This window comes from Mumia sp. Pv4-285, assembly GCF_041320275.1.
Classification (GTDB): domain Bacteria; phylum Actinomycetota; class Actinomycetes; order Propionibacteriales; family Nocardioidaceae; genus Mumia; species Mumia qirimensis.
This window is the reverse complement of record NZ_CP162023.1, coordinates 3,180,611-3,201,033: the sequence shown is the minus strand read 5'-3', so window position 1 is coordinate 3,201,033 and position 20,423 is coordinate 3,180,611. Positions and strand designations below refer to the sequence as shown.

Here is a 20,423-nt window from a genome sequence, read left to right as displayed (position 1 = left end):
TCAGGAGAGAGACATGCGCATCACACGAATCAGTACGGCGGTCGTCGCGGGCGTGCTCGCGATGGGCCTCACCGCCTGCGGCGGAGACGACGAAGGCGGCGGTAGCGGCGACGGCGACTACACCGTCGGTATCGCCAACTTCATGCTGTCAGGCCCCTACTTCGGCGGCATGGACAAAGCCATCAAGGCACAGGCTGACGAGGCCGGTGTCGAGACGGTCAGCACCGACGCCAACGGCGATGCTGCCAAGCTCGCCTCCAACGTCGAGGACCTGATCAGCAAGAACGTCGACGCCGTCATCATCTCGGGCGGTCCGCTCGAGTCGGCGCCGGGCGTGCTGGCGTCGTTGAAGGCCGCCGACATCCCGGTCGTCCTCGTCGACCGCAAGTTCGCATCGGGCGACTACACGAGCTGGATCGGGCCGGACAACGAGGCCATCGGCGTCCAGAACGGCGAGTTCCTGACCGCAGAGCTGCCCGAGGGCGGCAAGGTCGCCATCATCAAGGGCGGCCCGGCCGACAACAGCATCGGACTCGCCCGGACGGACGGACTGAAGTCGGTGCTCGAGTCGAACAGCGCCTTCACCTTGGTTGAGGCACCGGACTTCGGTAACTGGGCCTCCGACGGCGGCCTGTCGGTAATGGAGAGCCTCCTGGCCTCGCACGACGACCTCGACGCGGTGTTCTGTGAGAACGACGCCATGTGCCTCGGCGCGCAGCGGGCGATCGACGACGCCGGACTGACCGACCAGATCATCATCGCCGGGGTCGACGGGCAGCTCGAAGCACTGCAGGCGATCGCGAAGCCGAGCAACTACGTGGTCACCGGACTCAACAGTGCCGACGAGATCGGACGCCTCGGCCTCGATCGCGCCGTGGAGATCCTCGACGGCGACGACGTCGAGAAGGACACCGTCGTTCCGTCGCCGCAGATCACCGCTGAGAACGCGCAGGAGTTCATCGACAAGGGCACGTTCTGAGCACCACGACCACCGACGCCGCGCACGGCGTCGTACGAGAGGAGAGGAGAAGCAACGTGACGGACGGACCCGACGCGGCGACGGTGCTCAAGGCACTCGAGCGCGACTACGTGGTGGCCGTGCTCCGCGCGCCGGACGCCGAACGCGCCCGAACCGCGATCGCGGCGCTGATCACGGGGGGAGTGACCGCGGTCGAGGTCGCCTACACGACGCCCGAGGCGACCGACGTGATCGACTGGGTACGCACCGAGCACCCCGAGATCGTCGTCGGAGCAGGAACCGTCCGCACTCAGCAGCAGGTGCAGGATGCGGCCGCAGCCGGAGCCGCATTCCTCGTGAGCCCCGGCCTGGATGCGGCCGTCGCAGGCGCCATGATCGACTCCGGTCGCATGTGTGCCGTCGGCGCCCTCTCGCCGACGGAGGTCATGGCGGTCGCCGCCTACAGCGGCATTCCCGTCGTCAAGCTGTTCCCAGGATCGCTCGGAGGGCCCGCGTACCTGCGAGCCCTCCGAGGACCCTTCCCGGAACTTCGCTTCATGCCCACCGGTGGTGTAGCACCGGAGAGCATCCGCAGCTGGATGGAGGCCGGAGCCGCGGCGGTCGGCGCGGGCGGGGAGCTGTGCCCCTCGTCCGCGATCGCCACCGGCGACTCGGCTGAGATCCAACGTCGAGCACGCCTCTTTCTCACAGCGGTGCGCTCGGCCCGGGACTCACGCACCACGTCCCATTCCTGAGATTCGCCAGAACACCAGACAAGGAGCAGCAATGCGTCACCACAGAATAGTGACATCGGCGGGTGCTGGGCTCGCCGTCGCGGCGGTCTTGGGCGCCACGATGGTGCCCGCGACCGCCAGCGGGACATCAGCAGAGGTCCCGCGTGTGGCAGAAAGCGCTGCCGCGGCCGCAGCGGCCAAGCCGCTCGACGTCGCGGCAGCGTACGCCGTCGACAGCAAGAGCTTCGAGATCCGGTTCAGCGCGCCGCTCGGCGACGAGATCCGCACCTTCGTCGACGGCAACCCCGCGTACCTCGCCGAGTACCTCCGGGTGTCGGGCGGACGCGCGGGCCAGTCGGACGCCAGCCTCGACGGCCGCTCGCTCGACGAGGTCACCGGGACCCGTGTGTACACGGTCGACGGGGACCCGCGGTCGCTGCGGGTGATCCTCGGGGCCGAGGTTTCGCTCCGCGCCACCTCGTACAAGGTGTGGCTGGACGGAGACGGCCACACCCTCTCCGACGATCTCTTGATCCGTGCCGCCAACGGCGCCGAGTTCCGGGGGGAGACGACGAAGGCCCAGTCGTTCCGCGGGGCCACCCACGCCCCGGGCAAGGCGTCATTCGGACAGGTCAAGTCCCGTGACTCGCGCACACTGCGTGTCACCTTCGCCGAGTCCGTAATTGCGGGCATGCCAGCCGGCCGCTACTCGGCCACCGGCATCACGGTCAAGCGCGCCGACGGCAGCGACATCCGTCCGTCGTACGTGCAGGCCGTCACCGGCAGCGATCGCCGAGTCTGGGACCTGACGTTCACCGAGGACCTCGGCAAGGGGGACCGGACGCTCAGCCTGGCCGGAGGGACCCACGCGCTGGTGACGGCCGGTGGATCCCTCGGGGCGTCGGACGTCCTGACAGGATCGGTGTCCGGAAACGCGTCGCAGCGTACGGCCCCGAAGATCACCGACGTGCAGGTCGACAAGCAGCGCGCCAACGTCGTCATCCGTTTCGATCGCAAGATCGATACGTTCAATGGCGGCGAGGACGCGGGCCCGCTCGCGGAGACGCCGAAGGGCACCGGCGGCAGCACTCTCGATCGCGACTCGCTGCTCGACGGTGTCGAGCTCGCGGGCAAGGTCGACGGCAAGGGCTCGCTCGAGGACAACCTCGAGGAAGTCGCCGCGTACGCACCCGACCTGCACACGCTCGTCGTGAAGCTCGAGGCGGGCGACCGTCTCGTCGCCGGCTCGCGTGGCTCGGTGTCGCTCGACAAGGGCATCGTCACGGATCTGGCTGGGACGGACAACGGCAAGCAGACCGTCAGGTTCACGGTCCCTCGGAGCAAGACCCCGAAGGAGTTCGACGCGAGCGCTCGCGACTACCTGAAGGTCGACAAGACCTCGACCGCGAACCTGCGTCGCAACGCGTTCACCTACACCGACCCCGAGAACGACGACTTCTCGGTGCGGCCGGAGAACGTCGAGAACCGGCTGATCGACGAGAAGCACGACGCGATCGTCGTCGAGAACAAGTACATCGAGGCGACCTTCGTCCCGGGCTACGGCGGCCGCCTGCTGTCGCTCATCTACAAGCCGACCGGCAACGACCTGCTCTACACGAACCCCACCGGCACCCCGTACGGGTTCACGAGCACACCGCCGGGGCAGAAGGGGAACAGCCCCTTCTACCACAACTGGCTGATGGTCTGGGGCGGCATCTTCCCGACCCTGACCCAGGCCGAGCACGGCAAGTACTGGTTCATGCCGTGGGACTACGAGATCGAGCAGACCGGGGACTCGGTCGCGATCACGATGACCAAGAAGGACGACTTCGACTACGCCGACAAGCCGGGCAACTACACGTACGGCAAGACCGAGCTCGAGACCAGCGTCACCTACACGGTGTCGAAGACGAGCCCGGGGGTCGACATGTCGGTCTCGATCCACAACCCGACGGACACGACGAAGAAGTACGAGTACTGGACCTGCACGACGCTCGCACCGGGCGCGCCGTCCGACGCCGGGTCTCCGACGATGGAGATCGTCTCGCCGGTCAGCGTGATCCAGCGCGAGTCCTGGTACCCGTGGATGGATGACGTCGAGAAGCCTGCCAACCCGGCGACCCCGGGAGACCGCTACAAGGTCCTCGACAAGCTCAAGAAGATGGTCAACTGGAACCGCGACGGGATCGCCTACGGCCAGGGCCTCAAGGACAACCCGCAGGGTGACTGGTGGGGTGTCATCAACCAGGAGAACGGCGAGGGTGTCGTCCGCGTCGGCGACAACGACGTCACGCCGGGCATGAAGTTCTGGGAATGGGGCTTCGCGAACTCGTTCGACACGAACATCTTCAAGAACGGCAGCTCGGCACGTCCGTACATCGAGCTGTGGGCGGGCGTCTCGAACAAGTTCTTCGAGGCGAAGACGATCGGTGCCGGCGAGACGATCTCGTGGACCGAGTCGTACCTGCCGACGATGGATCTCGCCAACGTCACCAACGCCAACGAGGCGGGCTCGGCCGAGGTCGCGTTCAGCGGCACGGGAGCGAACCGCACCGTCCGCGGTGACGTCTTCTCGACCCGGATCGGCGAGCGCCTCGGCGTTCGCCTGGTCGACACGGCCACGGGGAAGGTGCTGGCAAGCAAGCAGTTCACCGGCGCGGCTGAGGAGTCGACCGACCTGAGCGCCCGCGTGGGAGCGGGAGCGACGGTGAGGCTTGAACTCACCGACAGGACCGGGAAGGTCATCCTGACCGCCGACAAGACAGCGGACTGACGGGACCATCGGGGCGGCACCAAAATGGTGCCGCCCCGATGTCCTGTCCGCGGCGAGCCGGTGTGCGTCTGTGACGCTCCGTGAGGTGCCCGATCGATCGCACGGGAGCTAAACCCACAAGCGGCCGGAACGTATGCTCAGGGCGCGCGGGTCGACCTCGGTCGGCTGAGATCGTCGAACGTCACGACTGCGTCGGCCCGGGCCTCTCACGCCGCTTGCTCGGGGGATAGCAAACCTCTCGCATTGGCGTCCGCCGCGCAGACGTTTCCGCAAAGAAGAAGGCCAGAACCCTAGGGGGTATCTGGCCTGCTTGTTTGTGCGCCATCAGGGACTCGAACCCCGAACCCAGTGAGAAGCGGGAAGCGGTTTTCGCTGGTACGGTCGGGTGCGCGAAAATGTGCTCTGACCTGCGGCGATGCCCGATTGGGTTTCTCGCCGTTCCTGGCTATTTCGCGGCGTTTCGCGACCAAAGACGGAGCATAAACCGGAGGTTTGCGCTCCGGGCAGCCGCCTGCCGATGGGTGCCGCTCCGGCGGGATCGAGGTGGGCGACCTGCGGAACTATCTACTCCACGAAGGACAGCTCGTACCTCAGCAAGCGAAAGTGCGCGACGGTCGCGCCGGCCTTGGCCGGTGCGCCCCACTGAGTTGACGTCGTCAACAATCGAAAGAAGGCGAGGTGTCTCAGGAGATGCCCTGCGGTGAGCATGACAGCGCATCCTTCGGACGTGCCGTCCCGGACTCGTGGGCAAACTGGCAGGCGGTAACAAGCGCACGAACGACGTGGACACGAAAAGCGAGAACGCGGGAGAGCGCTGCGCATGCCAAACACCCCTAGGCGCACTGCTCTGCTTGCTCCGAACCTCCATCGAACATGCCTATGCGAACTTGGGCCGACCAGAAGATCCACGGGTCGTCATCGCGGACACAACAGGGCAGCAGCCCGTTGATGCGCTGTTGGCCGAGTCAGTGACCTGTGTCCCAAGCTTGGCCATCGTCGGCCGATACGGTCTGAGCCATGCCGACCGACACACCTAATCCTCCGCACGCGCAGCCGCAGGTATCGCCACGTCTCCTCGAGTTGGCCGACGTGTTCGCGTTCTGTCGGTCTGCGTTCCTGGAGAGCGCAGACCGCTACCACTGGACTCCCGCCGAAAGCTCCCCTGCGGAGCAAGACGCCACCGTGTTGCCATCGCCTGACCCGGCGATCGTGGATCCGCAGGGGGAGACGGGGTTTCGGCTGGTCGCCGAGGTAGTGCAGACCTACATGCTTGCCGCAAGTGGTCATCTGGGTGGCTTAGAGAGCATGTACGCAACCGGAGAAGTGCACTTCTCCCCGGGTCTTCTCGTTCGCGCCGTTATGGAGAACTGTGCCCACGCGCTCTGGGTTCTCGGCGAGGACGGAGATGACCCAGAAGAGCGACTGGCGCGGGCCTACCTCGAGGAGTTGAAGAGCGCCGAGGAAGCGCAGGGAACCGCGAAGCTGATGGGTGGTTCGAACAGCAGCCAGTACCAGAACGCGCGCGCACGGCACCGACTCCTGCGCAGACAGCTCCAGGGCAGATTCGCTGTTAGTCCCGACGAGCTCGGCACAGGTCAACTCCGCGGCCAGACCCTGCCCGGGCTAACCGACTCGGTGCGGTGGATGTATGACCTCGCCGCGGCAGCGGGAGGCACGATCGACTCTCGGGGCGCAGAAGGGATCTATGGCTTCTTGTCGAACCTGACGCATCCGACCCTGTACCCGATAAAGCAAATGCGGGTGTGGATCCACGACGAGACAGCTGGGCATGCTGTGGCCCACCTGCGGCTCGACGTCGCCTTCAGCGAGAATCTGGCGCGCGTGGCGCTTGCCGCGTTCTACAACACCCTGACCTACGTCACTTCCTACTTCGGATGGCCCATCGATCTCATTGACGGGCTAACAGCGCGACTCGACGAGGCCATCCCCGGATTCTTGATCTGACCTTGGGCGGCGGGCGGGGTGAGATCGGAAGGGGACCGCTCATTGACTCACGCAGTTGCGGGCTTAGTTCGGCATCGGCCAAGCCAGACAGTCGCTCGACGCTTTGGCACCTTCATCCGTGGACCGTGTGAAACAGCGCGGGGAGCCGGATGCCACAAGCGGCGGGTACAGGCGGCGGATGACGCTTGTCGCGGTTGAGAGAACACCGTGCGACGCTTCCGTGCACGTTGGCAGCCGCCTACCTGGATGCGGAGGGGTTGACTCGGCTGCCGGGGACGGCGACCGTGATGATGTGTCGCGGTTCGGGGTCGCCGTCGATGTCAAACGCGGTGTGGCCGATGAGGGCTGCGATGTGGGGGGGCGGGCCGGTTTGGTCGAACGCCTTGTGGCGGAGCGCGACGAGGAACCCGATGCGGATGTCGTTGCCCTGGTAAGTGGCGGCCTGCTTGAGGTAGGCGGTGCGGTCGCTCATTGGCCTCTTGGTGTAGTCGACCTTCATCTCGATGTGGAGTGCGAACCCGTCGTACACCAGGCGGATGTCGATTCGGCCGCCGCCGATATGGGAGACCTCGTAATGAACGCGGTCGCCCAGGTTGCCAACCAGGTAGTTGTACAAATCTTCGTGGACGGCGCCCTCGTTCGCCGTCGTGTCGAACAAATACCCGTAGTGGCTGGCCGAGGAGTTCGTCCTGCTGACGACGAAGTTGATGATGAGGAGCAGCATCTCGTCGACGGCGGGGACGACGGCGTCCTTGTAATCCGGACTCGTGGCCAGTTTGGCGCGGAGCGAGACGAGCAGGTCTTGCTGCGGCAGGTTGAGGTGAGACCTTCCGGCCGCGACGTGGTCCATGTGCTCCTCGATGGCCTCCAAGAGCTTCGGGGACATCTGGCCGAGGAGTTCTGCGTCAGGCGAACCGGGCGGCACCAGGCGGCCAAGGTGCGGGGGTAGCGGCGTAGATGGGACGCCGCCGCCGGCTTTTCGCGAGGCATCGCCATCCCTCGCCACTCGGCGCGCGGCGTCGACGAGCGCGCGCGCTGCATCGAGCTTCGCGATGTCGTCGGCGTCGGGGGCCTCCTGGGCTTCGAGGGTTGCGGTGAACTCCTCGAGGTTCGACAGGTGGCTTGCATTGCGCGCGAAGCCGGACTCGATGACAGGCTGGACGAGGTCCTGGACACCGGCGATGTCGGCGCCCCGGGCTCCGACGCGGAACGAGCGGGAGGACACGTAGACGTTCAGGAGGCCCCCGATGACGACCTCTGCCTGGTAGAAGCCGTCCTTGCCGAGATGGCTGCCCATCTGCTCCAGGTCATTGGTCAGCGCGGTCCAAGCGGTGAGCGTCGCGCGCTTGCTGTCGCCATACCAGTGATCGAGGCCGCTGGAGTCCATGGTAAAGCGGTGGACCTTGTCCCGAATACCTGCGATCTCTGAAGCGGACAGCGGGTCGGTGGCAAATGCGCCCATGGGGTCGTTGGCCAGGATGCCGGCGACAAGTTCGCGCAGCGCTTTGACGACGGCCGCCATCGGTTCGGCGTCTGGTCGCTCGTGAGTGGTCGCTGCGATCTCGAAGTACTGGGCCGCATCCCCTAGGTGCGGGCACATGTCTTCGACCGACGCAGCGCGCAGCGCCCGCAGCAGCGACACCATAGCGAGCACCCAGGACGCATCGGACTCGACGTCCGCGGCGAGTTCCGGGTCGCCCGCGGCTACAGGGTCGAGGCCCCCGATGATTCGTACGACGCTCACAAGTGGGTCTGCCGCGGGCCAGATGTCGATCGCGGTCGAGACCGACCGCATCACCGCTCGGGCCATTGGGCGGACGGTCGGTGTGGTGAACCTCTGCAGCAGAGCTAGGAGCGAGAACTGAGACCCGTGCCCGGCGGCGACGAGCTGGGTCAGGACCTCAAGTGCGTCCGCGGAGGCAAGGTCGGCTCTGGGTTCGCGCTCATCCCTGGCCAGGAACGCGGCGGCCACCGTTTCAAGCCCGGCAGCAAGTTTGTCGCCGGCTGCGCCGACGGCGGCGGCACTGGTCAGGAGCGCGTCGAGGGAGTCGCGGAGGAGTGAGGGCTGTCCGGTGGCGAGGACTGCGTCGGCAACGGCGGCTGCTGCAGTTGCCGCGTCGGCATCACCCGGTTCGGCATCTCGGGCGACGAGCGCCGCGACGAGAGGGAGTGTGCCCTGGCTGGCCAGGGTCGAGGCGTCGGCGGCGATCCGTGCCCAGCCGCCGATGTCAGCGACTGCCGTCTTGGGGAGCGGCTTCCCGCGGGCAATTCGGGCCAGTTGGAGGACGACGTCGTTCAGCGTTCCAGCGGTGACATCGCTCATTTGCTGGCCTCCCTGGTCGTGGTGTGTCAGTTAGTTGCCCGAGCTCTCAGCAGATCCCAAGCTGTGGGTCACCACACGAAGTTGTCGCCGAGGGCGATAAGCCGATTCTCCTCGGGGAGGAGCTTGACGAGCGGGTCGGTGCTGCGGGTGGCGACGATGATCTGCATCGGAGCCTCCTTCGCTACTGCGAGCAACGCCTCCACCATGCTGGAAAGGTCACCGTCGGGCATCTCCTCGGCCGCGGGAGAGTCGAGCAGCAGGAACCCCGGGTGCCTGCCGATGTTTTCCACGTACCCGTGTTTGATCAGCGCGATGACGGTGGCGATCTTCAATCGCAGCTGCTCGCCCGGAGACACGGCACCGTAGGTCGAGGCGTCACCGTTCTGCCGCAACGACATGTTGGCAGCGCCGTCTAGCTTGATGTTGCTGAGCCCGTCGGCACCGAAGCTGATGACTAGCCTTTCAATCTCGGCGGAGATCGTAGCGAGCAACGGGTCCTGGTGCTTCTTGACCCACTCGCTGAGGACCTTCTCGGCAGCCTCGGCGACCGCGAGCTGCACCGGGTCGACCGGGGATGCATCGACCGGTGTGACCGGGACTGCGAGCGCCGCGGCGGCACCTTCGGCCCGGGCAAGCTCCAGGTCCAGGACGCGGCGCTCATCGACGGACTTTAGGAGCGCCCCGCTGATGCCGGTCTCCTGAACCAGGCCATCGTGGGTGACCTGCAGCGCGTTGATCTGGTCGCGAAGCCCACCCATGACAACGTCGACGGCGGCGACGGCATTCTCGAGCGCCACAATTTCGCTGATGGGTTCCGGTTCGTCGTCGTCGCTGGAAACCGCCGTGGTCGAAGAGACCAGGGCGGCCGCGACGCCGGCGTCGACGGACTCAGCAACGACGATGTTCGCCTCGAGCGCCTCCAGGTTCAGGTCGCTGGTGCACACCGAGCACCTGTGCTTCTCTGGCTCGGCATTGCGACGCTCGGCGGTCACGCCTGCGGTGCACCGCGGGCAAACGGTGGGCTCCATCTGGTGGAAGAACTTTGTCAGCAGCGCGTGCTCGTGCTCGGTGTGTTGCCGAGCCTTCGCGGCCTTCAGTTCCCGGCGGGCGGTATCGGCGGCCGCCGACTTGTGCAGCAGTTGCGTCTCGAGGGCGTGGATCTGGCGGGCCAAATCGGCGATCTGGACGTTCGTCGCAGCGAGCTTCGTCGGGTCCGGGATCCCGGCCGGCAGCGCGGCGAGCTTTGCCTTGACGTCCTGGACGGTTTTCTCCGCCTGGAGGCGAGTCGCCTCCACCGCATTGGTCGCGGTCTTCGTCATTGCGTCTGCAGCCTTCTGCTTCGCCACCAGCGCTCCTGAGACGGTCGCCGCGGTAGCGAGTACCGGAACCCAGTCGGTGCCGATGAACATCTGCATCAGGCGGATGCTGAGAGTGGACTCCTTGCCGATGATGGACTTCAGGTACTTCGGCCGCACCCAGAGCGCGTTCATGTAGGAAACCCACTTGTGGGGGACGACTCTCCCTTTTTGGGACACGGTGAACGGGTCCAGGCGCAGACGGTTCAACATGACCGAGTTCATCGCGTCCTCAAACGACTCATTGTCGAACCGTGCGATGACCGTGTCGGGCGTGCCGTCGTCCTTGGTGACGGTGATCGTGCCGGCGCTGGCAAGCCCGTTGGCGGCGTCGTATGCGACCCGCAGGGTCTCGTCGCCGACCTGCCAGTCGACCTCGACGTGCTCGATCCATCGGCGAACAGCGACGGAGAACTCCGCGCACCTGCCCGACAGGGACCACAGGAGGACGTTCATAATGCTCGACTTGCCGCGCAAGTTGACCCCAGAGCCGACGCCGTTGACGCCGTCCTCGAGCTTCCACGTGAAGTCGAACGGCACGAGGGCCCGCAGGACGGGCTCGTCGGACTTCTCGTCCTGGGCCACCTCGCCCCCACTATCCGCGTCGACCTTCCCATCGGTGGCACGCTCGCCCGCGGCAGAGGGGGAGACTGACTCGGTCCCGGTTTCCCCGTCCCCGTCTTCGCTCTCCTCGTCGCCATCGAGTTCGAGCTCAAGTTGCGCGTCGCCGATCTCTTCTAGCGGGAAGCCCGCCGCGTCCGGGTGGTCAGGCTTGAGCCGTTTTGTTCCACGGAACGCCACCTGCACTACCCGCAGATGCACCGGCACACCCTGTGACGCGGACGTCGGGATGCCGAGGTCCGCGAGAACCTGGTCGACCGCCGCGGCGGTCATGACTAGCTTGTTTTCTTTGCGGCGCCGGCCAAGGACCCCAACGATTTCGTCAGCAAGCGCACTCACATGCCACCTCCAGAACCACCCGAGGTGGCATCGAGACCGTCAAGGCGCTTCCGCACATGATCAGCGATAGGCGCAATATCCAAACCCAACTGCGTCCCGGCGTACGTCGCCTGCTCGTACTGCCGCTCCTTCAACTTCGTCCCGACCGTATCGCCAGCGACTAGGGCCACGAGGTCCGCCTGCCGCGTGTACCAGTCCAGCTCCGAATCCTTTGCGACCTCCGCCACCGCCGCCACACCGTCCGCCGTGATGAACACCTGATTGCGGTGACTCTTTGTCCCCGGCGTACCAGAACGACGGAACGTCGCCAAGCCGTACGTCTCCAGCAACGACATCGCATCGTCAATGGCCTCGTACGCTCCGTAGAACCAACGCGGCATTGGGTAGTGGTGCAGGTCCGGCTCCGGGTCCTCCAACAAGCTCCGGGCGACCTTCAAGTACTTGTTTCCGAGTGTCCCGTCTACGACCTGCGAGATGACCTCGTCGGCCAAGTAGTCCGGATTTCGCATCCAGAAGTCCATCGCCTGCAACCGCAACTCGCTGCGTACAGCCTTCACCGCCACCGAAGGGTCGCCGTCAGCTGACGCCTCACCGGTGCGGTCTGCGAGCACGAGAAGGCGCAACGCATGCTGGGTCCGCGTGTGCGATGGCCGGTCCAAAGCGCCGCTCGAGCTCGTGGTCATCGCCTAGTTCCTCTCGAGCGCGCAGTTGCAGTGGCCGTGCATAGTCGCCGAACCTATCGAGAATAGCGAGTTCAGGCAGGGCGTTGGCCAAGTTCGTCCGCATCGATTGCCATGCATGAACTCTCGACGTTGGTTCTATCGGGATAGCGGACACCGAGCCGTGGCCACGGCGCCCGCAGGTGTGTTGGATGGCCTGCAACCGGGAGTCACTTCGGTTCCCGCGAAGCGGCACGTCGCGCCGAGGCGCTCGACCACAGAGCATTCTGCAAGAGGTGTGTCACCGATCTGGTGACACACCTCTCGTCCGATGTGGCGACGCGCTTAGTCGGGATCGTCGGTGTCGTCGAAGACGTCTGCCCAGTCGTCGATGGGATGGGCGAATGCACTCTCGCCGGACGCAAGGAGGCTGCGCGTGAACAGTTCCTGGTCTGACATCAGTTCGTCGAGGGCGGCTGCGAGGTCTTCGTCGGCGGCGTCGCGGTCGGCGAGGACGGCGCGCAGGACGGCGCGGCGTACGAGCTCTTTGGCGAACGACGCGGTGACGCCCTCGGCCCGCTCAGCGGCGTTTTGGAGCGCGTCTGGTGAGAACGTCTGGTCGCGTGAGTAGAGGGTGAAGAGTGCTGCTCGCGCGCCGGCGTCGGGGAGCGGGATCTCGACGGCGAGGTCGACGCGTCCGGGACGGCGCGCGAGGGCCCGTTCGAGGAGGTCGGGACGGTTCGTGGTCATCACGAAAGCGACGTCGGCGTCGCCGTCGAGGCCGTCGAGCGCATCGAGAAGCTCGAACAGCATCGAGTCGGGTGAGTCGATCATGTCCCGGTCCTCGGCGACGAGGTCGCAGTCCTCCAGGACGACGATAGCCGGCTCCAGACTGCGTGCGATCTGGCTCGCCTCACGCACGAGGCCCAGCGCGTTGCCGCTGAGCAGGATTGCGGTGACGCCTTCGCTCTTGCCGACGAGGTGTCGCACGGTGTGGGTCTTGCCGGTTCCGGGTGGTCCGTACAGCAGCACGCCGCGCTTGAGGTGCTGCCCGGCCCGGCGCATCGCCGCGTGGTTGGCGCCGATCTCGATGACGTGCCGTTCGATTCGCTCCAGCGTCCCCGGTGGGAGGACGACCTCGTCGGACGGGACGTGGGGTCGTTCGTGGAAGAACAGACCGTCGAGGGTCTCTTCGTCGTAGCGCTGACCGGAGAAGGAAACGACCTGGCCGCGCAGGACGCTGCGTTCGGCCATCAGCGCGCGCAGGCTCGCGAGGAACTGTGAGGTCGCCTCGGCGGTGGGTGATGCGATTTCGAGCTGTGCGGAGCCAAGACCGAACATGGGGTTGGCGTCGCGCTGACGCACCGCGAGGGGTACGCCGTCGTGCTCGAACAGCCATACGCCGTGCGAGACGACTTGGCGGTCCTTGCCCGGTCCGATGGGCAGCGTCACGTAAGAAACTGGTCCGACGTCGGTGCTGCCGAACTCACCGCGGAGGACGTCCGCGAACGATCCGTGTCCCGCGTGATGGCTCGCAAGTCCGACCAGCTGACCATCACGCGCCAACTCCGTCAGAGCAACGTCGGCGTCAGCGAGCCGTATCCTGCTGAGTCGTTCCGTCACGACCGCGATCTCGGTCGAGGCGCATCCGAGATGGCGGTCGACGAGTGCCGTGAGCGGTGACGAGGTCGAGCGGTGCTGGTGCTGGTCGACGACCTCGCGCAGGAAGCGGGAGAACGTGTCGACGAAGTCTGGAACGTCGGTCATGGGCGAACTCTGCCACGGGCCGCACGGCAACCCCGTGAACTCGTCGGGATCCGTGATCGTGGCCGAAGGATCGAGCCATGCACCCCAGCCGCGAACGGCCCCCGCCAGCTCGAGCGAAAACTGAACTCCGCGCGTAGTAGCCGCTGTCTCCTAGGCTGAGATCAGTTCGTCCCGCGCGCTTCTGACGAGCGAATGGATCGATTGCCGAGCGGACTCGGCGTCGGCATCGAGGCGCTTGAGCTCCGTGGCGTTCTTCAACTCGCGGATCTGGTTCATGCACTGTGCCGCTGCAGCCAGGACCCGTTCGTTTGTGGTGAGTAGCTCGACACGAAAGTAGGCGGCCCACGCGTCGCCCCTGCGTGCACGCACCTCGTCCCGGAGTGACTCCGAGGGTGCGTTGGTTCTCAGCAGGTGTGTCTGCCTTGCCAACTGACTATGTCTGTACGCCACCAACGCGGCGCCCAACGCTGAGCAGGCTTCCAAGCGCTCGGCGTGGAGTCTGTCTGCGTTTGCGTTGCGTCTGGCGGTTCGCGCCAGTTGGGCTTGATAGGCGAAGGCAAGGCTTCCACCAGCGAGCGTTCCCAGCACAGCGATGAGGGCGGGCCACATGCGCCCATCTAACTAGGAATCCCGGCCGTGCCTCGACACCTCCACCGTGGCGCTCTGTTCGAGCCACAGCGGACGAGTAGGTCGTGCAGCGGTGCGCGAGCACCGACGCGGCCACGGCCGTGACGGCGCTCGCGCACCGCGTGCTGCCCAAGTCCTGCTGGTCAGCTGGCCGGCGGCTTGGCCTCGTCCTTCACAGTCTGCGCCGAGGACTGCCCTTCGTCCTTCACGTGCTGTGCCGACTCCTGAGCCGTGCTCTTCACCTGGTCGGCTGCGTCGGCGGCCTGCTCCTTGAGCTGTCCGCCCATCTCTTGGGCGACCGACTTCGCCTCGTCCATCAGGGGCTGCCCCTTGTCCTTGGCCGTATCCACCACCCGTTTCGCAGCTTGGGCCTCCTTCTCGCTGGCTGGCAGCAGGGAGCCGATGACCGCTCCGGCGGCGAACGCCATCAGACCGGCGGCCAGAGGGTTGCCCTGCGTGCGCGATCCAACGGCGTCCACGGTGCTCTGAGCGGCGGAGCCGACGGCATCGGTGGCGTCGCCCATCTTGCTGCTGCCGGTGCTCCCGGCTTCACGGACCGTGTGGGTGGCGGACTGCGTGGATCCCATGACCGCCTCACGCATGCGGCGCATCCGGCCGCGGGCGGCCTCCTTGCGGCGTTCCATCATGCGGGAGGGGCTGACCTTGTCGGCGAGGTCGTCGATGTTGCGCGACAGGTCCTCCCTGGTGTCGGCGATGTCGTTGGTCAGCTGTTCTTCTGTGCTTTGGCCCATTGCACGTCCTCCTTCAGTGTCTGCTGGGTGGTTTCCAGGGTCGGATCGACCTTCTGGAGCTCCTTGCGGCCGCGGAGTCCGAGGACCGCGGCGATTGCACCCCACACGATGGTGAGGATGAGCCCCGCTACCTCGATGGGCATCCAGTTGTCGAGCAGCCAGATCACCGTGAAGGTCAGAGCGATAGCGGTCAGGTGCGCGGCGACGCCGGCGCCGCCGAGGAGGCCTGCACCCTTGCCTGCCTTGGTGGCCTCTGCCTTCAGCTCCGTCTTCGCCAGGTCCATCTCCTGCTTGACGAGCTGGCTCAGGTCCTTGGCGATGGCGCCCACGATGTCACCCAACGACCGGGTGTCATCGTTGCCCGAGTCGTCGACGTCGCGTGGCCTGGACGGCGACGCGCCGTGGTCGAAGTTGCTCATCACACACCCCGGCCTGGCAGCTCGCTCGCGGCGGGGTCGGTCACCGGGTCGACGGACATGGTTCCCGGCGTCACCGGAGTGACTGGAGCAGCCGGAGTCTGCGCGGCCACGTCTTCGTAGACCGGAGCGACGTCGGTGTCTTCGTAGACCGGGGCGACGTCGGTCGTGCTCGTACGGTCGTCGCTGCCGTTCGCTGCCTTCGCTCCGCGTACGAGGCGGCCGGCGACCACGCCGGCGGCCAGGGCGCCGAGTAGGAAGGTGCCGGGCCGGCGGCGCGCGAAGTCGCGCACGTCGTCGAGCAGCTCGACCGGTTCGCGCCGTTCCAGGACGTCGGTCAGGTCCCGGACCCGGCCGGACGTCTGCCGTGCCAGATTGGCGGCCATCCCCGGCTCGGCGCGGTCGGTCATCTGGTCGAGGTCGTCGGTGAACGAGCGCAGTGTCCTCACCAGCCGGTCGCGCTGGACGTGGGACTGCTCGTCGAGCTCGGTCCTCGCCTGGTCGATCAAGTTCGCCGCCTGGTCCTTGGCTTCTCCGACGACGTTGGCTGCCTCGTCCTTGGCTACTGATCCGACACGTCTGCTCTCGTCGGCAGCGGTGGCTGCTGCCGCCTGCGCGTTCTCCTTGGCGCCACCCTCATCCGCCCGTGCGGTCGGTGTGGTCGGCGCGAGCGGCTCTGTGTATCCGGGTGTGCTCATGGCGTCCTCCATGTGTGGTGGCCCGAGGGTGGCTGAGCGGAAACCACGAAGTCGGGTCCTTCTCCCGGCGTCGTGTCGCGCGCCACCCCTCTGGTAGCGGAGCAAGTACCCCCCGGAAGGACGCCCATTCGTCCAGTCGCCGTCGCTCTGTTCCTGGCCGATGAGCAGGCCGACACGCCATCGCCAGTCTCATAGAAGGCCCAGCGGTGGGTACCGCATCGTCATGCTCCAACCACCGGTCATGGGCAAGGCGCACGGTGCCTTCAACATGGCCGCTGGCCTATGGCCGCTCGTCCACATGCGTGGCTTCGAGGCCGTGTTCGGTCCGAAGGTCGACCGTTGGCTCGAGTACACCGTCGCCGGCATGCTCACCTCCGTCGGCTATGCCCAATGGAAAGCCGGCACGGCTGAGGACTGGCGGCATTCAAGACGGCTCGGCATCTCGACCGCCACCACTTTGCTGGCGATCGACCTGATCTACGTGCCTCGCGGCCGGATCCGGTGGACCTACCTGATCGACGCGGCCGAGGAGACCGCCCTCATCGCGGGCTGGATCGTCGCCGGTCGGAACCATCGCAAGTACGGCCAGTGACCGTCGGTACGCCCTTCCCGGGGAGAATCACCCGGTCGCAGGCAACGGTGCGGTCGGGGTTCGCGCCACAGTTGCGGCAGCGGAGATCAGGTCCCAGCCGGGAAGGTCCTGGTTGCGCTGCGGGAAGTGCTTTCGATGCTCCTCGTACAGGTCGAGCAGTCGATTGACCGCGGCGATGGTCGGCGCGTCGGGGTCGTCGTCGGGGACTCGGCACACGTGGCGGGCGACGGTGAGCGGCTGCTCGGCCAATGGCTGGATATCGGGTCCATCAGGGACGCAGGCGCTGGCTGCCCTGTTAACGCACGCGCGACCGGTGACCACGTCTGTCAGGCCTGTGCGTGGCCGCACAGGCTCCAGTGCAACCTGCTCACCGCTCTGCCCTGCCAGCGGTGAAGTCTGACTCCCAGCTGGTGACCGCGCCTTGCGTCAACTCGTAGCCCTCCTGCGTCACGGCGGTGACGGCGACGTCCCTGTTGCTCCGGTAGATCCCGGGGGCGACGACGCGATCACGCACGAGGTAGTCCACCCCCTGGACCTCAGGGATCTGGTAGGTGTCCTGGCCGCGGCCGGTGCGGTCGACAAAGACCGGCGGCTCCGGCGTCACGGCAAAGTGCAGCCCGTGCCCGAGCGGGAAGAGGGTGTCGGCGCCGTCGGGGATCGCGACGGGGAGCCGACCGACCGGGTTGACCCGCCCCATGAGCACCCGCGCAGCCGCTTCCAGCGAGACGTCGGCGTAGCCGTACGTCGCGATGGCCGCCCCGGTCTCGGCCGCGCTGGCGACGTCGTACGGGTTGCGGACCGCGACTTGTGCGACCGGGACGTCCGATTCCGCGAGGGCGGCGACGAGCGCCTGCTGTGCCGCACTCGGTGCGTACCCGGCGGACTGGGTGAGGACGACCACGACGTCGTGCCCGGCCGATGCGGTGACCGTTGCCTCGATCTGAGGGCCAGTGGGATCGGATGCCGGGTGGACGGTCACGTCGGCCCCTTGGTCGGTGAGCTCCTCGGCCATGGAATCGAGCCGGGCGCTGCCGCCCCAGCCGGTGAGGAAGACGTCGGCGCCCTCGGCCAGCGGGAGCAGCCGGCCGTGGTTGCTTAGCAGCGTGACGCTGTCATCGGCGATGTCGGTGGCGGTGGCGTAGTGCTCGGGGGTGGCCATGACGTCGTCCACCGCGCCCACGTCGACAATGGGGTCGTCGAGGACCCCCCGCTTCTTCTTCATCTCGAGGATCCGTCGCACCGAGGCGTCGATCCGCTCCTCGGTGATCTCTCCGTCGGCTACGGCGGCCATGACACCGTCGTAGGCGACCCGCAGGTTAGGCGGCATGAGCATCTGGTCCGCCCCGGCGAGGATGGCCTCGACGGGCACGCGGTCGTCGCCGAACTCCTCCCGGGCACCCTGCATGCTCAATGAGTCGGTGATGATGACGCCCTCGAAACCCATCTCCTCACGGAGCAGATCGGTGAGGATCGGAGCGGAGAAGGTGGCAGGCCGACCTGAGGGGTCGAGGACGGGCACGACGATGTGTGCGGTCATGATCGAGTCGGCCCCGGCGTCGATAGCGGCCTGGAAGGGCGGGAGGTCCTCGGTGCGGAACTCTTCCTCGGACTTGTCGATGAGTGGGACGCCGTAGTGCGAGTCGACCGCGGTATCGCCGTGGCCGGGGAAGTGCTTGACGGAGGCGGAGATCCCGCCGTCGTCCTGGAAGCCCTTCACCTGAGCAGCGCCCAGCGCAGAGACGAGGTCGGTGTCACCCCCGAATGCGCGCACCCCGATGACGGGGTTCATGGCATTGGAGTTGACGTCCACGATGGGTGAGTAGTTCTGGTTCACCCCGACGGCGGAGAGCTTCTCGGCCGTGATGCGCGCGGCATCACGGGCGTGCCTGGCGTCGCGGGTGGCCCCCAGCGCCATCGCGCCGGGCAGTTGGGCGGACGGCTGGGGCAGACGGACGACGACGCCCTCCTCCTGGTCGATGGACGTCGTCATGGGGACGCCATGGCCACCGCTCATGGCCCGGGCCTGGACATCATTGGACAGCCGGGCGACTTGATCTGGGGATCGGAGGTTGTTCGACCAGCCGAAGTAGATGATCCCGCCGGGATGGAACTCGTCGATCATCGCGCCGATGCTCGGCACTCCGGCGGCCGGGATGTTGCGCGGGTCTGCCTCGTCGATGGTCGTCCCGTACATGTAGGGGACGAACATCTGCCCGACCTTCTCCTCAAGGGACATCCTGTCGATGATCGCCTCGATGTCGTCTCCAGCATCGGCGGTGGCCGGCGCGGTGAGTGTCGCCAGCGCGATCCCGCTCGCCCCGACGGCGGCCACCCACCCGCGCCAACTACTTCTGCTCACGATGCTTCCCTCCGTCGAGTGGGGGCCGCGACACCGACCCCGCGCTCACTGTGTCCGATGTCACAATGACCGTCAAGGTGGAGCAATTCCGACTTCAGCGCGGTGCCTCGCCTCTCGAGGCGGAACCGTCACCACCAGCGGTGAGCCTCTTTTGGGCTCTTCGGTCAACGAGCATTCGGCGCGCGCCCGAGGCCTCGGCCGCGCCCGCGGAGGGTGTCACGAGAAGCGGGATATCGGTGCCGCGATATCGGAGGTGACTGTCGTGGAGCAGATTCTCATCCGCAACCTTCCGCCCGGCACGAAGGCTGCGCTGGAGGCGCGAGCGAAGCGTCATCATCGCTCGGTGGAAGCGGAGGCACGCGCGATGCTCGCCGATGCGCTTGAGCGCGAGCCCGCCACGCTCGTCGAGCTGTTGAGCACGGACGAGGGCGCTGACATCGAGTTCGAGCCCAAGCGGTTGCGGCTCACCGCCCGCACGGCTGAGTGCTGAGCTGACCGGTGCAGTACGTACTCGACACGGGTGTGGTTTCTGCGTTGCGCGTCCGTGGTCGCAAAGTTTGTGGCGGCCACCACGGTCGCTGAGATCGAGCGCGGCATTGTTGCCAAGGAGCGTTCCGACCCAGCCCAAGGCGGTGTTGCGCCTTTGGTTCGACGAGCACGTCCTGCCCGCCTTCGCAGGTCGAGTGCTGGCTAAATATGATCGTGGCCCAAACTGAATGCTCGGCTGACGCACGGTCAAGCATTCGACAGCCCGTGGGGAGTGAATGGGAGGGAGGCGCACCCGGTGGCGCGCGTGCTCATCGTCGTGACCTCTCATCGTCAGCTCGGCTCATCGCGATTGCCGACGGGCGTCGGGCTACAAACGTTCGCGGCTCCGTATTACGTGCTGACTGAGGCCGGTGTGGAAGTTGCGGTCGCCTCCGTGCAGGGTGGGGAGCCGCCCATCGACCCGTTGAGCTTCGGGGAGGGCGTCGAGACGGTCGCCTTGGAGCGCCTCACACACGACACCATGGCAATGGCGATGTTTCGCGATCCGCGTCCCTTGTCGACACTGTCGGCTGACGAATATGACGGTCTCTTCTTCGCGGGCGGCCATGGTGGCATGTGGGATCTTCCCGACAATCCGACGGTCGCGACGCTCATCGCCGCTGCGTTGGATGCGGGCACGCCAGTGGCAGCGGTGTGCCACGGGGTTGCCGCCCTATGTGGTCGGCACCCACGGACAGGTCACCCTTTGGTCCAGGGCCGGAAGGTGACCGCGTTGACCACCCAGGAGGAGGTCGAGCTCGGGCGAGAAGGGCTCGTGCCGTTCCTTTTGGAGGAACGTCTTGTCGAGCTGGGTGCCGTGTTCGACGAGGCGCCTGTGTTCACGTCGCACGTCGTGACGGACGGTTCACTGATCACCGGGCAGAACATGCGCTCGGCCGACCACGCTTCACGCTCCCTCCTGGCCGCGCTCGCTGCGTAGCCGAAGACCGGATCTGG

At 66.6% G+C, this 20,423-nt stretch carries 16 protein-coding genes; 7 read left to right on the top strand and 9 right to left on the bottom strand.

Annotated elements, in window-relative coordinates; genetic code table 11:
- The first annotated feature begins 13 nt into the window (after positions 1–13).
- From AB3M34_RS15400 to AB3M34_RS15385, 4 genes are all read left to right on the top strand, one after another.
- Positions 14–979, top strand: coding sequence for a sugar ABC transporter substrate-binding protein (locus AB3M34_RS15400; protein WP_370615185.1), 966 nt, complete (start codon positions 14–16; stop codon positions 977–979).
- Between the two features lie 56 nt (positions 980–1,035).
- Positions 1,036–1,713, top strand: coding sequence for a bifunctional 4-hydroxy-2-oxoglutarate aldolase/2-dehydro-3-deoxy-phosphogluconate aldolase (locus AB3M34_RS15395; protein WP_370615183.1), 678 nt, complete (start codon positions 1,036–1,038; stop codon positions 1,711–1,713).
- Positions 1,714–1,858: 145 nt separating this feature from the next.
- A complete protein-coding gene (locus AB3M34_RS15390) occupies positions 1,859–4,465 on the top strand; it encodes a DUF5107 domain-containing protein (protein WP_370615182.1) in 2,607 nt (868 codons plus the stop codon).
- A gap of 1,017 nt (positions 4,466–5,482) precedes the next feature.
- Positions 5,483–6,430 (top strand): hypothetical protein, encoded by a 948-nt coding sequence (locus tag AB3M34_RS15385; protein WP_370615180.1) that lies wholly within the window; start codon positions 5,483–5,485, stop codon positions 6,428–6,430.
- 238 nt (positions 6,431–6,668) lie between these two features.
- Here AB3M34_RS15385 and AB3M34_RS15380 read toward each other — a convergent pair whose 3' ends face one another.
- The 7 genes from AB3M34_RS15380 to AB3M34_RS15350 all read right to left on the bottom strand — a co-directional run bounded on the left by AB3M34_RS15380 (position 6,669) and on the right by AB3M34_RS15350 (position 15,987).
- Positions 6,669–8,753, bottom strand: coding sequence for a hypothetical protein (locus tag AB3M34_RS15380; RefSeq protein WP_370615178.1), 2,085 nt, complete (start codon positions 8,751–8,753; stop codon positions 6,669–6,671).
- Between the two features lie 68 nt (positions 8,754–8,821).
- Entirely contained in the window at positions 8,822–11,002 is a 2,181-nt protein-coding gene (locus tag AB3M34_RS15375) for a hypothetical protein (RefSeq protein WP_370615177.1), read from the bottom strand.
- A gap of 62 nt (positions 11,003–11,064) precedes the next feature.
- Entirely contained in the window at positions 11,065–11,751 is a 687-nt protein-coding gene (locus tag AB3M34_RS15370; RefSeq protein ID WP_370615176.1) for a hypothetical protein, read from the bottom strand.
- 321 nt (positions 11,752–12,072) lie between these two features.
- On the bottom strand, positions 12,073–13,494 hold the full coding sequence (locus AB3M34_RS15365; RefSeq protein WP_370615175.1) for an AAA family ATPase: 1,422 nt from the start codon (positions 13,492–13,494) through the stop codon (positions 12,073–12,075).
- 770 nt (positions 13,495–14,264) lie between these two features.
- Positions 14,265–14,873: a DUF3618 domain-containing protein gene (locus tag AB3M34_RS15360; RefSeq protein WP_370615173.1), complete on the bottom strand. Its 609-nt coding sequence runs from the start codon at positions 14,871–14,873 to the stop codon at positions 14,265–14,267.
- Positions 14,846–15,292 (bottom strand): phage holin family protein, encoded by a 447-nt coding sequence (locus AB3M34_RS15355; protein ID WP_370615172.1) that lies wholly within the window; start codon positions 15,290–15,292, stop codon positions 14,846–14,848. The genes AB3M34_RS15360 and AB3M34_RS15355 overlap by 28 nt, the downstream gene beginning before the upstream one ends.
- Positions 15,292–15,987, bottom strand: coding sequence for a hypothetical protein (locus AB3M34_RS15350; RefSeq protein ID WP_370615170.1), 696 nt, complete (start codon positions 15,985–15,987; stop codon positions 15,292–15,294). The genes AB3M34_RS15355 and AB3M34_RS15350 overlap by 1 nt, the downstream gene beginning before the upstream one ends.
- Before the next feature lie 223 nt (positions 15,988–16,210).
- Between AB3M34_RS15350 and AB3M34_RS15345 the strand changes: the two genes are divergently transcribed.
- Positions 16,211–16,579: a hypothetical protein gene (locus AB3M34_RS15345; RefSeq protein ID WP_370615169.1), complete on the top strand. Its 369-nt coding sequence runs from the start codon at positions 16,211–16,213 to the stop codon at positions 16,577–16,579.
- A gap of 27 nt (positions 16,580–16,606) precedes the next feature.
- Here the strand turns inward: AB3M34_RS15345 and AB3M34_RS15340 are convergent, their stop codons facing one another.
- Entirely contained in the window at positions 16,607–16,828 is a 222-nt protein-coding gene (locus AB3M34_RS15340) for a hypothetical protein (RefSeq protein ID WP_370615168.1), read from the bottom strand.
- A 118-nt stretch (positions 16,829–16,946) separates the two neighbouring features.
- A complete protein-coding gene (locus AB3M34_RS15335; RefSeq protein WP_370615166.1) occupies positions 16,947–18,938 on the bottom strand; it encodes a glycoside hydrolase family 3 protein in 1,992 nt (663 codons plus the stop codon).
- A 262-nt stretch (positions 18,939–19,200) separates the two neighbouring features.
- On the opposite strand from AB3M34_RS15335, the gene AB3M34_RS15330 reads away from it, so the two are divergent.
- Together AB3M34_RS15330 and AB3M34_RS15325 are read left to right on the top strand one after the other, a co-directional pair.
- The gene (locus tag AB3M34_RS15330) at positions 19,201–19,428 is read left to right on the top strand and encodes a FitA-like ribbon-helix-helix domain-containing protein (RefSeq protein WP_370615164.1); all 228 of its coding nucleotides are present in this window, start codon (positions 19,201–19,203) and stop codon (positions 19,426–19,428) included.
- A 294-nt stretch (positions 19,429–19,722) separates the two neighbouring features.
- Positions 19,723–20,406: a type 1 glutamine amidotransferase domain-containing protein gene (locus AB3M34_RS15325; RefSeq protein WP_370615162.1), complete on the top strand. Its 684-nt coding sequence runs from the start codon at positions 19,723–19,725 to the stop codon at positions 20,404–20,406.
- Positions 20,407–20,423: the final 17 nt, after the last annotated feature.